The organism is Variovorax sp. IB41, assembly GCF_016405905.1.
Taxonomy (GTDB): Bacteria; Pseudomonadota; Gammaproteobacteria; order Burkholderiales; family Burkholderiaceae_C; genus Variovorax.
Window position 1 is genome coordinate 106,964 of the sequence record NZ_JAEFCB010000017.1, and the last position, 14,254, is coordinate 121,217.

General features: G+C 70.0%; 10 protein-coding genes. 6 read left to right on the forward strand and 4 right to left on the reverse strand.

All coding sequences use genetic code 11. From position 1 onward, the window contains the following. Positions 1-6 precede the first annotated feature (6 nt). The gene (locus JC881_RS25050) at positions 7-5,352 is read left to right on the forward strand and encodes a beta strand repeat-containing protein (RefSeq protein WP_198788420.1); all 5,346 of its coding nucleotides are present in this window, start codon (positions 7-9) and stop codon (positions 5,350-5,352) included. A 72-nt stretch (positions 5,353-5,424) separates the two neighbouring features. Here the strand turns inward: JC881_RS25050 and JC881_RS25055 are convergent, their stop codons facing one another. The 3 genes from JC881_RS25055 to JC881_RS25065 form a co-directional block, all read right to left on the reverse strand. After that, a complete protein-coding gene (locus JC881_RS25055; RefSeq protein WP_198788421.1) occupies positions 5,425-6,291 on the reverse strand; it encodes a ChaN family lipoprotein in 867 nt (288 codons plus the stop codon). A gap of 160 nt (positions 6,292-6,451) precedes the next feature. Next, positions 6,452-6,730, reverse strand: a complete 279-nt coding sequence (locus JC881_RS25060) for a BTH_I0359 family protein (protein WP_042577641.1) — start codon at positions 6,728-6,730, stop codon at positions 6,452-6,454. A gap of 110 nt (positions 6,731-6,840) precedes the next feature. Further along, complete coding sequence (locus JC881_RS25065; protein ID WP_198788422.1) at positions 6,841-8,046, reverse strand: DUF3108 domain-containing protein; 1,206 nt, start codon at positions 8,044-8,046, stop codon at positions 6,841-6,843. A 132-nt stretch (positions 8,047-8,178) separates the two neighbouring features. Between JC881_RS25065 and JC881_RS25070 the strand changes: the two genes are divergently transcribed. Beyond that, positions 8,179-9,252, forward strand: coding sequence for a fumarylacetoacetate hydrolase family protein (locus JC881_RS25070; protein ID WP_198788423.1), 1,074 nt, complete (start codon positions 8,179-8,181; stop codon positions 9,250-9,252). Positions 9,253-9,493: 241 nt separating this feature from the next. After that, positions 9,494-10,195 (forward strand): M48 family metalloprotease, encoded by a 702-nt coding sequence (locus JC881_RS25075; protein ID WP_233102021.1) that lies wholly within the window; start codon positions 9,494-9,496, stop codon positions 10,193-10,195. A gap of 29 nt (positions 10,196-10,224) precedes the next feature. Here JC881_RS25075 and JC881_RS25080 read toward each other — a convergent pair whose 3' ends face one another. Next, positions 10,225-11,007: a helix-turn-helix transcriptional regulator gene (locus JC881_RS25080; RefSeq protein WP_198788425.1), complete on the reverse strand. Its 783-nt coding sequence runs from the start codon at positions 11,005-11,007 to the stop codon at positions 10,225-10,227. Between the two features lie 78 nt (positions 11,008-11,085). Here JC881_RS25080 and JC881_RS25085 point away from each other — a divergent pair, with 78 nt between their 5' ends. From JC881_RS25085 to JC881_RS25095, 3 genes are read left to right on the forward strand one after another with little or no spacing between them, the layout of a single operon-like run. Beyond that, a complete protein-coding gene (locus tag JC881_RS25085) occupies positions 11,086-12,849 on the forward strand; it encodes an FAD-dependent monooxygenase (protein WP_198788426.1) in 1,764 nt (587 codons plus the stop codon). Further along, positions 12,846-13,079, forward strand: coding sequence for a hypothetical protein (locus JC881_RS25090; RefSeq protein WP_198788427.1), 234 nt, complete (start codon positions 12,846-12,848; stop codon positions 13,077-13,079). The genes JC881_RS25085 and JC881_RS25090 overlap by 4 nt, the downstream gene beginning before the upstream one ends. Positions 13,080-13,082: 3 nt before the next feature. After that, complete coding sequence (locus JC881_RS25095; RefSeq protein WP_198788428.1) at positions 13,083-14,057, forward strand: Bug family tripartite tricarboxylate transporter substrate binding protein; 975 nt, start codon at positions 13,083-13,085, stop codon at positions 14,055-14,057. Positions 14,058-14,254: the final 197 nt, after the last annotated feature.

Genomic DNA, 14,254 nt, shown 5'->3' on the forward strand with positions numbered 1-14,254 from the left:
CACGTCATGAAAACAACCAAGACCCAGAGCCGCGCCGCGCGCGCGCCCATGTTCAGCCGCAGCAGCATCGGCTCGGCCGTTGCGATGGCGCTGATCGCCAGCAGCGCAGCGCACGCCGCAGAGACCGTCGTCGGTCCGGCGCCGGCCTTCGGCGGCTCGGCCACCGGGGGCCTGACCGCCGCGGTGCCGCAGAACAATTCGGGTGCGGTGAATGCGCAGGTGACGAACGCCACGGTGGGCACGACCTCCACCGGCTCTTCCGGCAACCCCGCGCCGGTGACCCAGGTCACCAACGGCAACCTGATCGGCGCGAGCGCCACCGGCAACATCGCCTCGAACAAGCTCGGCGCGACCGGTCCGGTGATCCCGCTGAACGACGATGCGGCACTCGGCGTCTCGGTCAACACGGGCACCATCACCAGCAAGGTCCAGAACAGCGCGACGCGGGTGCAGTCGAACACCTTCCAGACCGGCAGCGTGATGAACGCGGACAACACCATCTCGGCGGACACCACCGTCAACAGCGGCACCACGCTGGTCACGGGCAAGGCCGCGCCGGGCTCCGTGTTCTCGGGCACCGCCGCGCTGATCTTCCCGGTCGGCGGACCGGTGTTCGATGCCACGGGCAACGTGGTCGTGACCTCCATGCAGGTGGCCGCGGGCGCGAGCTCCTCGGCGACCGTGCAGGACAACACCTTCGCCCTGCAGCTGACTTCGAACAGCAACAGCGCGGTCACCAAGGCCGCATCGGCCTCGCTCGAGCGCAACGACGTCTCGGCCACGTTCAAGGCCAACACCGCCAACAGCACGGCCGAGTTCCAGTCGGGCGGCGCGCCCAGCTTCGCGGGCTCCGCGGTGGTGTCGAACCTGCAGGCGAACGGCAACGGCATCCTCCAGGCCGCACACACGGCGCTCAACCAGAACTCGGTCGTCGCGGCCGCCGTCCAGGGCGTCGGCGTGGGCGTGACCAACGCGCTGCAAGGCACGCTGACCGTCAAGGACAACAGCATCTCCAGCGCGGCCACGGGCAATGAAGCGACCGGCGCCGCGGCCGGCACGGCGGGCAACCGCATCCTCGTGGGCGATGTGTCGGTCGCCGGCACCGGCGCCGCGCCGGCCAACAACAGCACGCACGCAGGCGCGGGTGTGGTCACCAACGTGCGCAGCGACCTGGCCATCGTCAACAGCCAGGGCAACCTGGGCGCCGGCGGCGCCAGCGCGGTGAGCGCGCTGACCACGGGCGCGCAGGTGACCGCGGTCGTGCAGTCACTCGCGGGCGGCACCGTCAACCTGCAGGACAACAGCGTCACCGCCGCGGTGACCGGCAACACCGCCTCCAGCGGCATCGCCACCGGCACCACGGCCGCATCGTTCGCCGGCACCGCCGCCGAATCCAATCAGCAGGCCAACAACCAGATTCTGCTGCAGTCGAAGGTGAACCCCTCGGTGATCGGCGTGCTGGCCGGCGATGGCGCGGGCGGCGGGGCCGCCGGTGTCGTCACCGTGTCGGGCAACCTGAGCGCCGCGACCGCGCAGGGCAACCAGATCACCCAGACCCTGGCGATCCAGGCGGGCGCGGTAACCACTGGCAGCGCGCCCGTCGTGCTGACCGGCGGCGCGAGTGCCGACGGCCGCGTGTCGGCCGCCGGCGCCGTCACGATCACCAACCTGCAGGGCAACTACGACAGCACCGTGGCGGCCTACAACGGCGCGCCGCTGCTGGCGCCCGGCTCGCAGATCCTGCTCATCGCCAACACCGGCGCGGTGCCGGTCGCCAAGAGCGCGCTGTCGCTCACCGAGAACCGGCAGGAGTCGGTGGCGGTGGGCAGCAGCGCGGGCAATTCGCTGTCTCTTACCGGCAATTCGGTGGGCACCGGCGCGGGCATCGCGAGCGTGCAGATGGGCGACGCCAACTCCTTCGTGAGCGCGGCCCTGTCGAACGCGCAGGCGCAGATCCTGGTGAACGGCAACGTCGTCACCGACAGCACCGTGGCGCTCGCCGACAACATCCAGCGCTCGGTCGCCTACGGCAACGCGGTGTCCAACGCGGTGAACGTGAAGGCCAACGACGTGACCGCGACGCCCGGCGCGGCCGTCGCCTCCAAGGTGGCGATCGACCTGGCCAACCCGCGGCCGTTCAACAACGCGCTGGCGACGCAGCCGGTCGTCACGGCCGCCTACGGCGTGCTCAACGACCAGTCGCTGCTGGCCAACGTGAGCGCAACCACCACGGGCGCCGACAGCTTCGGCGTGGCCGTGAGCGGCAACGTCTCGGGCGGCACCGTCGGCAACGACCGCAACGCCTATGTGGGCGCGGCCTACGGCAACGATGCCGCCAACAGCGTGAAGCTGGAGGTGAACAACCTCAACAGCGGCGGCTTCGCCTCGGTGGCCAACGTGACCAACACGCAGGCCGTGGGCGGCACGAACACGCGCGTCGAGGCCATCGCGGCCGGCGGCACGGCGGTGCGCACCATCGTCGGCGGCACGCTGAACAACGCTGCCGTCACCTCCAACGACAACTCGGCCGAAACCCTGGCCTACGGCAGCCGCGCGACGGGCAACACCGTCGCCGTCAAGGGCACCAACATCAACACGGCCGGCGCCACCGTGGCCGGCGCCGATCTGTCGGCAGCGGGCGTGCTGAGCACCAATGCCTCGTTCAGCGTGCAGAACGCGCAGAGCGGCCAGGGCACCGTGCTGGCCGAACGCGGCGGGCCTGAAGTGCGCACGCAGATCGGCGGCCTCACGCTGCTCAATTCGTCGGTGCAGGCCAACGGCAACACAGGCAGCGCCGCGGCCACGAGCAACAGCGCGGTCAACGGCGTGGCCATCGACGCGGTGAACGTCGCAACCACGAGCGCGGTGCAGAACGCGCAGATCACCAGCGCCGACGTGACCTCGCGCGTCGGCGTGGGCGGCCTCGGCGGCGCGCAGGTGGCCGTGGCCGGGCTGCTCGTCGCGGGCTCGAAGATCTCGGTCGATGGCAACGCGATCCAGAGCACCGCGACCGGCAACGAAGCCGCCAGCAGCATCGCCGTGAAGGGCACGGGCATCGCCTCGGGCAGCAACCTGCCGTTCGCGCTCGCGACCACCGGCCCCACGGCGGCCAACGTGACGGCGGACCATGCGCTGTCGAGCGCCCAACTGGTGGCCGGCCCGAACGTCATTTCGGCGCGCGCGGAAAGCAGCTTCGGCATCGACACGCAGCCGATCGCGCTCATTGCCAACTCGCAGATGAGCGTGTCGGACAACAAGCAGGCCGCAACGGCCGCCGGCAACACGGCCGCCAACAGCCTGGCGCTGGCCGGCACCAGCACGACGGCCCGCGCGGCGCTGCAGTCCACGCAAGCGAGCTTCGCGCAGGTGCGTGCGCAATCGAACATGCAGGCGTTCGCGCCGGCGGCCGTCACGGGCGGATCGACCGCCATCTCCGGCAACAGCAACACCGCGCAGGCCCGGATCAACGACGTGTCGAACACGGTAAGCCTCGCGGGCGACAACGCCGCAGGCTTCGCCGGACCGGCGGTGCTGGTGCAGGGCGCATTGCCCGGCAACACGGCGGCACTGGGCGACCAGCTGCTGGTGAACCGCCAGACGGCGGCGAACCTGGTCTCCAGCAGCGCCACCACGACGATCCTGAACGACGACCGCACGCTGCCCACCCTGGGGTTGATCGGCAGCAGCTTCGATGCGTCGGGCAACACGACTTCATCGGAAGCGACCGCGAACCGCGCATCGAACGCCAGCACGCTCGCGAGCGGCGCGCAGCAGGCGAGCCGCACCGGCGTGCTGAACACGCAGGACAGCAGCGCCGCGGTGACGGCCACGGCCACCGGCACGGCCATCCTGGCGCTGAGCGGCCCGCTCGCGTTCACCGCCAGCCAGGCCACGCTCGAAGGCAACGTCACGAGCGGCGCGGCCACCGGCAACTCCGCGGTCAACAGCCTGGAGGTGAAGGGCAACACGGTCAGCGCCAACACGGCCGTTCCCCTCGCGGCGGCCGGAGCGGCGCTGCCCGCGTCCGCGGCCGTGTCGGCCGATCACGCGCTGCTGAACGTACAAGTGGGCACCGGCGCGGTCTCGTCGACCGTCAACGGCACCGTCGGCATCGACACCACGCCGAACGCGGTCATCGGCGCGGCGACGCTGAGCGTGTCCGGCAACCAGCAAAGCGCCAGAGCCGTGGGCAACACCGCGCTCAACAGCGTGAGCCTGGCGGGCACCAACGTGGCGGCGCGCGGGGCCTTGCAGTCGGTGCAGACCGGCGGCGCGGCGGTGACGGCGTCGTCGACCTCGACGCTGTTCGCGCCGGCCGGCTCGACGGGTTCGTCGGTGGAACTCTCCCGCAACAGCAACACGGCGCTGGGCGTGATCAACGACGTGACCAACACGCTCGGCGTGACCGCGACCAACGCCGGCGCCGCGGGCGCGAGCGGCAGCGCGACGCTGGCCGAGACCGGCGCGCCGGGCAACACGGCGGCGCTGGGCGACTATGTGCTCTCGAGCCGCCAGGACGCCTCGACGTCGGTGAGCGGCACGGCGACCACGACGCTGCGCAACGACGACAACACGCCCGGCGCGCGGGCGCTGCTGAACGGCTCGCTCGGCATCGCCGGCAACACGACCATCGCCGAGGCGTCGGCCAACCGCGCGGTCAACACCGCGTCGGTGGCGGGCAATGCGGTGCAGGGGGCCAGCACCGGCATCCTCAATTCGCAGAGCAGCAGCGCCGCCGCGACGGCGACGGCCAGCACGCTGGCGACCGTGACGCTGGGCGGCACCGCGACGCCGCTGAATGCCGGCAGCATCTCGCTGGACGGCAACACCACCGCTGCGCTGGCGCGCGGCAATGCGGCGACCAATACGCTGGACTCCGCCGCGGGCAGCGGCTACGGACCGGCCGCGGCGACGGGCGCCGTGAGCCAGGTGGCGACGCCGTTCGCGCTCAACGTGGGCGCGAGCGCGGCCATCCTGAACAGCCAGACCAACACCGGCGCCGTGACGGCATCGAGCGTGGGCACCAGCTACCAGGTGGCACTCAACTCGACGACGGCGGTGGGCGTCTCGGGCGGCTCGGTCGGCGTGACCGGCAACACGCTGGCGGCGCAGGCCGTCGGCAACAGCGCGACCAACCGCATCACGCAGACTGCGCTCAACGGCGCGCCGCCGAGCGCGGCCATCGGCAGCTACCAGGTCAACACCGGCGCGGTGACGGCCACGGTGACGAGCGTGAACTTCGGCGTCGGCGTGACGGGCTCGGCACCCAACAGCGCGCTGCGCGCGACGGGCAACCAGATCACGGCGTCGGCCACGGGCAACTCGTCGGTGTCGTCGATCGCGGCGCGCTGAACCGGCGCTTCGCCTGAAAGGAAAAAAAGCCGCGTGCCTTCGGGCCCGCGGCTTTTTTCATGGTGCGTTCGTTCAGGAGGCGGCCGGTGCCTTGGCCGGGCGCCGGAGTTCGGCGCAGTAGTCTTTCTCTGGCAGAGGCGGGGTCTGCCAGGTCTTGTCGAATTCGCCGGCCTCGACATCGTTCGTCGCCGAGGCCAGGAGGCGCACCGAGGTGACCTTCACGTCGTCCGGCAGGTGCTGCGGCACGCCCAGCGTGCGCACCGCGTGGCCGGCGCCGGCGATCAAGAGCACCGTCTTGCCCGGCTGCCGGGCCTTGACGATGGCTTGCGCCATCGCGCGGTCGCGGCCCACCTGGATGCGCGTCATCGGGATGATCTGCGACTCGGGCAGCAGCTTGCAGTGGCCCTCGCGCACGGCGTCCTGCTGGGCGGTGTAGGCCTCGCCGTTGAGCTGCACGTCGAGCGAGACGTCGGCCATCGCGTCCTTCATGCGTGCGCGCGGCAGGTTGGCGCCCACCACCGGCACGCCGGCGCGCACGGCGGCCATCACGGCCGGGCCGTAGCTGGCCCAGGGCCAGGCCTTGTCGTTCCAGCCGAGCGCGGCCTGCACCTGCGCCTCGGTCGCGGTGGCGGCGACGTGGGCGGTGCTGCGGCCTTCTTCGGCCATCTCGAGCGCCAGCGCGGCCAGCGCACCCCGCGCGGCCAACGCCTCGACGGTCTCACGCTCGATCGCGTGGTGCTCGGGGGCATCGTGCTGTTCGCCGAGCAGCAGGGCGTCCACCGGCAGCAGCGCGGAGACGCGGTTGGCGACGGGCGCATCGGGGCCGGGCGGGAAGATGGACGAAAAGAATGAAGAGGAGGAACAGGCGCTCAAGGCGGCGGCGACCGACAGGCAGAGCAGGAAGCGGGGCGCCCGCGCGGGCCAGCGTTGGAAGGACATCGGCCCATCCTATGCCGGCGGTGTTTGCGCGCCGTGCCAGCCATTGGCGCTTTTCGCTGTCCCTTTTTGCAATCCGTTTCCTGCGGGTCCGCCGCCGAAAACCGCCCGCCCATGAAAAAAGCGCCCGGCGGGGCGCTTCTTGCGGCGGCAGGCTGGGTTCTCAGTGCACCAGCACGGGGGTGTGGGCCAGTTCGGCGTAGCCCTCCAGGGTGTCCTCGACCTCTTCCTGCGTGGGGGTGTTGAGCTGCCAGGCGGCGATCTGTTGCTGGAACAGCTCGGCCCAGGAACCGTCGAGATACACCTCCTTGCCCGAGCGCTTGTCCACGATTTCGAATCCGTGGCGCTCCAGCACGGGCACATTGGGCTTCGCGGGCTCGTCGCCGTCATTCGGCTGCACGTGCACGACGACGAAAGACTCCGAGTCGTAAAGCATGTTCATGGCGGGCCCAGTGAGGATATCGATGGCGTTCATATCGGGTTAGATAGCAATCAACGCGCCAGTTTCAAGAACAGTTGTCGTTGGAGGGTTAACTTGTGAGCCTTTTTGCCTCAATTGGCGGGTCCTTCGGGTAGGGGTTTGCGCAATTGGGCGTCAGCAAAGTCGCCGTTTGCCTCGGTTTGCTTGATACGCACGGGCAGGTAGCCGTACTTGGGCGCCAGCCAGAGTTCCAGTTTCCGGTCGAAATCCTTGCGGGGCGTGCGGGTGAGCTTGCGGGCGGTGTATTCGCCGGCCGGAAGCTGCAGTTTCTCTTCGTCGCCGACCACGAAGACCCAGACGTCGCCGTCGCGCACGCCCACGGTCTGGACCGAGATCCGGGTGCCCGCCGGGTAGCGGTCGGGGCTGGCCGCCAGCAGGCCGCCCAACTGCATCATCACGCTCATGCGGTCCTGCGCGCCGGGCTGCAGGGGCACGCTGGGGGCGTTGTTGCTGAAGATGACCTGCCCCTGGTCGCGCACGAAATGCGAGGCCACCTCCGCCTTGCGGCTTTCCGAATAGCGCTCGGGCTCCAGGCCCGAGGGGCCGATCTTGCCGGTGCTGTGCCAGTTCAGCAGCGTGAAGAACACCGCCTTGAGCGTGAGCCGCCCGTCGTAACGGCTGCCGTCCTGCAGCCAGACCAGTTCGCCGAATACGCCGCGCTGCGGGGAGGCGCCCGTCTGGCCGGTGGCTTCGAAATCGAGGGTGACGGAGCCCGGAATCCGCAGCGCCTGGGTGCCGGCGATGGTGCCGGAGGCTTCGCTGCCGGCCGCCGCCGTGCCGCCGGGGGTGCCGTTTTCCGCGCCGCCGGTTGCCGGTGCGGCGGACACCGGCGCACTGGCGGGCGCTTCGGGCGGTGTTGCTCCTGAATCCGTAGCAGCCTGCGCCGTCAGGTCGGGCGTTTCCGAAGCGGGTTGTGCAGATGCATCCGGTTCGGGGTAGGGCTTCGGCTTGGGCGGCGTGGGCGGCGTGGGCGCGCGCGGGCGCCGGGGCTTGGCGGGCGCCGCCGGCTTGGCCTCGACGGGCGCGGCGGCGGGGGCCGGCGCCGCGGGCTTGTCCGCCGCGGGCGGCGCGATCACGATCGTGCGGGTGATGAACTTGTTCGCCAGCGGCGAGGGCTCCGGCCCGACCGCCATCGGCGCCACCCTGAGCACCAGGAAGTGCACCAGCGCGACCGCCAGCGTCAGTCCGACCAGCGCCCGCCAGGACGGACGCCCGGGCAGGCCCGTGGACCGTGAAGGCAGCGAAGACCGCGAAGAGGGAGCGACGAGCGTCGACATCAGGTGTGGAGTGGGCGTTTGCACGGAGGTTCGGAAGGGCCACCTCGGTACACTGCCGCCCGTTCAACCAGTTTAGTGGGAGCGGCGCCCGGCCTTCGTGTCCGCGCCGTGTCCTTCATCACGCACCGCATCATGAAACTCGCCACCCTGAAGGACGGCTCGCGCGACGGCCAGCTCGTCGTCGTCTCGCGCGACCTCACGCTCGCCCACTACGCCACCGGCATCGCGAGCCGGCTGCAGCAGGTGCTGGACGACTGGGGCTTCATGAGCCCGCAGCTGCAGGACCTGTACGACGCCGTCAACACCGGCCGCGCGCGCCATTCGTTCCCCTTCGACCCAGCGATGTGCATGGCCCCGCTGCCGCGCGCCTACCAGTGGGCCGACGGCTCGGCGTACCTCAACCACGTGGAGCTGGTGCGCAAGGCCCGCAACGCCGAGGTGCCCGAGAGCTTCTACACCGACCCGCTGATGTACCAGGGCGGCAGCGACGACTTCCTCGGCCCGGTCGACGACGTGATCGTGCCCAGCGAAGCCATGGGCATCGACTTCGAGGCCGAGATCGCCGTCATCACCGGCGACGTGAAGATGGGCGCCACGCCCGACCAGGCGCTGGACGGCATCCGCCTCGTGATGCTGGCCAACGACGTGAGCCTGCGCAACCTGATTCCGGCGGAGCTTGCCAAGGGCTTCGGCTTCTTCCAGAGCAAGCCCGCCACCGCCTTCAGCCCCGTGGCCGTGACGCTCGACGAGATCGGCGAGGCCTGGCAGGACGGCCGCGTGCACCTCACGCTGCAAAGCAGCTGGAACGGCCGCAAGGTCGGCATGTGCGACGCCGGCCCGGAGATGACCTTCCACTTCGGCCAGCTCATCGCCCACATCGCCAAGACGCGCAACGTGCGCGCCGGCAGCATCGTCGGGAGCGGCACGGTAAGCAACAAGGGCGTCGAGAAGAAGGACGGCCAGCTCGACTGGCCCAAGGGCTACTCGTGCATCGCCGAGAAGCGCTGCATCGAGACGATCCAGACCGGCGCGCCGGTCACCGAGTTCATGAAGTTCGGCGACACGATCCGCATCGAGATGAAGGGGCTGGACGGGCGCTCGCTGTTCGGTGCGATCGACCAGGAGATCGTGTCGACGAACGGAAGGCCCAAGGAGGCGCCGGTGTCGTTGGTGAAGCCGCAGGCGGAGGAAGCGGCCGAAGACTGAGGGCGTAGCGGCAAATACGTCACGCGCCCGCTTGCCGCTGCGTGCGCGTGCCGGCTTGCGCTGTCCACCATGGCTATGATCCGGCGGCTGCCCTGACGCGTCATCACCGCGCGCAAGGCAGCGCGTCCGGCGGCTGCGCTCCGCGGCCGCCATTCATACCAAGAAAAAAGTGGGAGTTTCCTTGCGTTATTTGCCTATTGCCGCCGCCGTCGCGGCCTTCGCCCTTGCCGGTTGCGAAACCATGAAGAACGCCGACACCGGCGCGCTCACCCAGGCGGGCGGTTCGGCCTTCAAGGCCATGTCGCTGAGCGACGCCGAAGTGAGCACGATGTCCGACCAGTCGTGCGCCGCCATGGACCAGAAGAACCAGATCGCGCCCGCTGGCAGCCGCTACGCCACGCGCCTGAACCAGGTCATCAAGCAGATGCCCACCACCGTCAACGGCAAGACCGCCAACTACAAGGTCTACATGACCAAGGACGTGAATGCCTGGGCCATGGCCAACGGCTGCATCCGCGTCTACAGCGGCCTGATGGACTTGATGAACGACGACGAACTGCGCGGCGTGATCGGCCACGAGATCGGCCACGTGGCGCTGGGCCACTCCAAGTCGCGCATGCAGACCGCCTACGCCGCCTCGGCCGTGCGCGGACTGGCCGGCGCCGCCGGCGGGGTCGCGGCCCAGCTGTCGCAGTCGCAGGCCGGCGACCTGGGCGAGAAGTTCGTCAATGCGCAGTTCTCGCAAGCGAACGAAAGCGCGGCCGACAACTATTCGTTCGACCTGCTGACCGAGCGCAAGCTCGAGCGCAAGGGCCTGGTCACTGCCTTCGACAAGCTGGCCAAGCTCAGCAGCGGCGCCACTGGCAGCTCGATCATGAGCTCGCATCCGCCGTCGGCCGATCGCTCGGCGCGCATGCAGAAGCGACTGGACGCGGCCAAGTAAGCAGAGAGAGGCCGCTGCGCAAAAGCGCGCTACGCGTCTGCCGTGGCGCGCAGCAGCAGCTCTTTCTGCGACCGGATGCCCAGCCGCCTGAAGGCCCGGTACTGGTGCGTGCGCACGGTGGTCAGCTCCACGCCGATCTCGCGCGCCGCTTCCTTCGCGGTCTTGCCCGCCATCAGGTGACCGATGACTTCGCGCTCGCGCAGGCTCAATGTGAGCAGCCGCGAGGCGAGGGCGGGCGCGACGGCCTCCCGCACGGCCATCGCGCTGCGGCCGTGCGCCGCGGTGGCGTCGGCCAGCAGCGTCGCATGCACCTCGATCCGCGCGAAGTCACTCGCATCGAACTCCGGCTGCGCAAGGCTGCGATAGAAGCTCACCGCCACGCGCTGGCCGGTCGGCAGCAGCAACAGCACCGACGCGCGCTCGCGGATGCCGACGTCGCCATAGCAGGCGGCGCGGTAGGCCGGATCGGCCACCTCCTCGGCGCGCTGGTGGCCCAGCCAGAGTTGCGCGCGCTGCGGCAGCTTGCGCGCGGCGAGCCATGCCATGTTGGGGTCGAGCAGGTCGAAGCGTTGCTCCACATAGCGCTCGGTGGTGCGCTCGGCCGTGCTGCCGTAGCTGCTGGCGGCCGACACCGCCTCGATGCGGCCCGTGCTGCTCACCGCGAACACGGTGCAGAAGGTGACCGGCATCACGCGCTGCATCGCCTTCAGATAGCTCGTGGCCAGGTGCGGCGTGCCCACGCCGGAGAGCACGTCGCCGACGACGGCCGCCGCCAGCGCGGCGTCGGTGGGGTGGATGCGCCAGCGTCTCATGCGTTCAAGGGACAGGGTAAGTACTTCATACGAAGTTATGACATTGGCGGCCGCCCCGCATCGGGACAATCCCGTTGCATGACGAACCCCACCGTTGCTGTCGCCGCCGATGCCGCGAGCGGCCCCGTGCCGCCGACCCTGAGCGCGACCGAGCTGCCGCCTTCGGTCGGCGCCTTCGACTACACGCGCTACAAGGTCTGGACGCCGCCGCTGGAGGCCGATGGCATCGAGCCCGGCCGTCATCCGGTCGTGATTGCCGGCGGCGGCCCGGTCGGCATGGCGCTCGCGCTGGGCCTGGCCAACCACGGCGTGCGCTGCGTGATCCTGGAAGCCGACGACACCGTGTGCGTCGGCAGCCGCGCGGCCTGCATCTCGCGGCGCAGCCTGGAGATCATGGAGCGGCTCGGCGTGCGCCAGGCGTTCATGGCCAAGGGCCTGCCGTGGACCGGCGGGCGCAGCTTCTACAAGACGGCCGAGGTGTTCCGCTTCGAGATGCCGCACGACGCGCAGCAGAAGCTGCCGCCGATGATCAACCTGGAGCAGTACTACGCCGAGCACTACCTGCTCGAGGAGATCTTCCGCCGCAACGAGGCGACGCCGGGGCTCGTCGACATTCGCTGGGGCACCGAGCTCACCGGCATCGCGCAAACCGATGACGGCGTGACGCTCGACGCGCGCAACGCCGAGGGCAGCTATCGCCTGCAGGGTCAGTGGCTCGCGGCCTGCGACGGCGGCCAGAGCTTCGTGCGCAAGGCGCTCGGGCTCTCGCTCGAAGGCACGGGCTACGAAGGCCGCTACGTGATCATCGACATCGAGCTGCACAGCGACCACCCGACCGAGCGCCGCGCGTGGTTCGACCCGCCGTGGAACCCCGGCTCGACCGTGCTGATGCATCGCCAGCCCGACGACATCTGGCGCATCGACTACCAGCTGCGCGTGGGCCAGAGCACCGAAGAGGCGCTGCAGCCTGCGGCGGTGGCCGAGTTCGTGCAGCGCCATCTCGATGCGATCGGCGAAGGGCACCTGCCGTGGAAGACGGTGTGGACGTCCGTGTACCGCGCGGGCGCGATGACGCTGGAGCGCTATCGCCACGGCCGCGTCGTGTTCGCGGGCAACGCGGCGCATGCGATGCCGATCTTCGGCGTGCGCGGGCTCAACTCGGGCTTCGACGATGCGGACAACCTCGCGTGGAAGCTGGCGCTGGTTGCGCGCGGCGCATCGGATGCGGCGCTGCTGGATTCGTACTCCGAGGAGCGCATCGCGGCCTTCCACGTCAATGCGGAGAACGCGATGCGCAGCACGGAATTCATGTCGCCGCCTTCGCGCGGCTTCGACCTGCTGCGGGAGGCGGCGCTGTCGCTGTCGGAAGAACACCGGGGCATCGCGCAACTGATCAATCCGCGGCAGACGCAGGCGGTGCGCTATGCGGCATCGCCGTTGTCGAGCGAGGGCGATGCGCTGCCCGCAGGTCCGCTGCCGGGCGAGGTGATGCCGGAGCAGCAGCTCGCGCACGGGCATCTCACCGACCTGATCGCGCCGGTCTTCACGTTGCTGGTGCTGCGACCGAATGCCGATGCAGCGCCGCTGCCCGAAGACGATGTGGCGCAGGCCCAGCAAGGCGCGTTGCCCTTCGCCGTCCGCACCGTCGCCGCCCTGGGCATCGGCGGCGCCGACGCGCATGCGAATGCCGCTGTCTTCGAAGCCCTCGGCGCGCGCGATGGCGCCGTCTACCTGCTGCGCCCCGACGGCCACGTGGCCGCGCGCTGGCGCCGCATGCCCTCCGGCGCGCTGCAGGGCGCGCTGGCCCGCGCCGCCGTTTCACTGGAGCCCGTCGCCGCATGAGCACCGCACCTTCACTTGACCCCGACGCGCGCGACCGGCTCTACGCCGAGTGCGCGCGCGCCATCACTGAGGCGGGCGCCGAGCGCGAATCGCTGTTCCTCGCACGCCTGGCGCTGCTGCTGTTCGAGCAGGTCGGCGACGAGTCGCGCTGCCGCGCGGCGCTCGCCGATGCGCTGCGCGCGCTGCCCGTACCATCGCTTTCCGCAACCCAATTACAACCAGGAGACTGATCCATGGATCGCCGCACCCTTCTCGCCACGCTCGCATCCGGCGCCGCCGTGGCCGCCTCGCCCTTCGCCCATGCGCAGGAGTACCCCGCGCAGCTCGTCAAGTGGGTCGTGCCGTACCCGGCGGGCGGCGGCACCGACGTGATCGCGCGCGTGCTGGCCGAGGCCATGCGCCAGACGCTGGGCCAGCAGATCGTGGTGGACAACCGCCCCGGCGCCTCGACCAACATCGGCGCGGACATCGTGGCGAAAGCCAAGCCCGACGGCTACACGATCCTTTCGGCCGACAACGCCGTGCTGGCGTTCAACGAACACCTGTTCAGCAAGCTGCCGTTCAACCCCGAGAAAGACTTCACCTACATCGGCGCCATCGGCAAGTTCCCGCTCGCGCTGGTGGTGCATCCGGACTTTCCGGCGAAGAACTTCAAGGAGTTCCTGGCCTATGTGAAGGCCAACCCCGGCAAGGTCAACTACGCCTCGCCCGGCAACGGCTCGCCGCACCACCTGGCGATGGAGATGTTCAAGGTGCGCACCGGCACCTTCATCACCCACATTCCCTACCGCGGCGCCGCGCCCGCGATGGCCGACGTGATGGGCGGGCAGGTGCCCTGCATGTTCCTGGACCTGGCCTCGGGCCTGCCGATCATGCAGAGCAACAAGGTGCGGGTGCTGGCCATCGGCTCGGGCGCGCGCAGCAAGCCGCTGCCCAACGTGCCGACGCTGGCCGAAGTGGGCGTGCCCAACACCGAGGTGTTCGCGTTCCAGGGCATCCTCGGCCCGGCGGGCCTGTCGCCCGCGGTGGTGAGCAAGCTCAACGGCGACCTCAACAAGGCCTTCAGCACGCCGGCCGTGCAGAAGCGCTTCGACGATTTCGGGATGGAAGCGATGCCCGGTACGCCGGCGCAGTTCGCGGCGCTGTCGCGTGCCGAATCGAAGCGCTGGGGGCCGATCATCAAGCAGGCCGGCATCAAGCTGGACTGACCCCGACCGCAAACCCGGGGCGGCCGTGCCCGCCTGTTCGTGAAACACCGAGGAACCGGCTTTGCCGGGCCTCAGGTGTTGCCCCCGGTAGGGGGTAGGAGAAGCGACACGAAGTGCGCGAAGCCTGGGGGCGAGCCCAGTAACACCGAGGAACCGGCTTTGCCGGGCCTCAGGTGTTGCCCCCGGTAGGGGGTAGG

What these genes read in the sequence shown, in the direction of transcription:
- JC881_RS25060 (WP_042577641.1), bottom strand. Translation starts at nt 6,730, where the DNA reads ATGAACATGCTTTACGACTCGGAGTCTTTCGTCGTCGTGCACGTGCAG.
- JC881_RS25055 (WP_198788421.1), bottom strand. Translation starts at nt 6,291, where the DNA reads ATGTCCTTCCAACGCTGGCCCGCGCGGGCGCCCCGCTTCCTGCTCTGC.
- JC881_RS25085 (WP_198788426.1), top strand. Translation starts at nt 11,086, where the DNA reads ATGACGAACCCCACCGTTGCTGTCGCCGCCGATGCCGCGAGCGGCCCC.
- JC881_RS25050 (WP_198788420.1), top strand. Translation starts at nt 7, where the DNA reads ATGAAAACAACCAAGACCCAGAGCCGCGCCGCGCGCGCGCCCATGTTC.
- JC881_RS25080 (WP_198788425.1), bottom strand. Translation starts at nt 11,007, where the DNA reads ATGAGACGCTGGCGCATCCACCCCACCGACGCCGCGCTGGCGGCGGCC.
- JC881_RS25065 (WP_198788422.1), bottom strand. Translation starts at nt 8,046, where the DNA reads ATGTCGACGCTCGTCGCTCCCTCTTCGCGGTCTTCGCTGCCTTCACGG.
- JC881_RS25070 (WP_198788423.1), top strand. Translation starts at nt 8,179, where the DNA reads ATGAAACTCGCCACCCTGAAGGACGGCTCGCGCGACGGCCAGCTCGTC.
- JC881_RS25075 (WP_233102021.1), top strand. Translation starts at nt 9,494, where the DNA reads ATGAAGAACGCCGACACCGGCGCGCTCACCCAGGCGGGCGGTTCGGCC.
- JC881_RS25095 (WP_198788428.1), top strand. Translation starts at nt 13,083, where the DNA reads ATGGATCGCCGCACCCTTCTCGCCACGCTCGCATCCGGCGCCGCCGTG.
- JC881_RS25090 (WP_198788427.1), top strand. Translation starts at nt 12,846, where the DNA reads ATGAGCACCGCACCTTCACTTGACCCCGACGCGCGCGACCGGCTCTAC.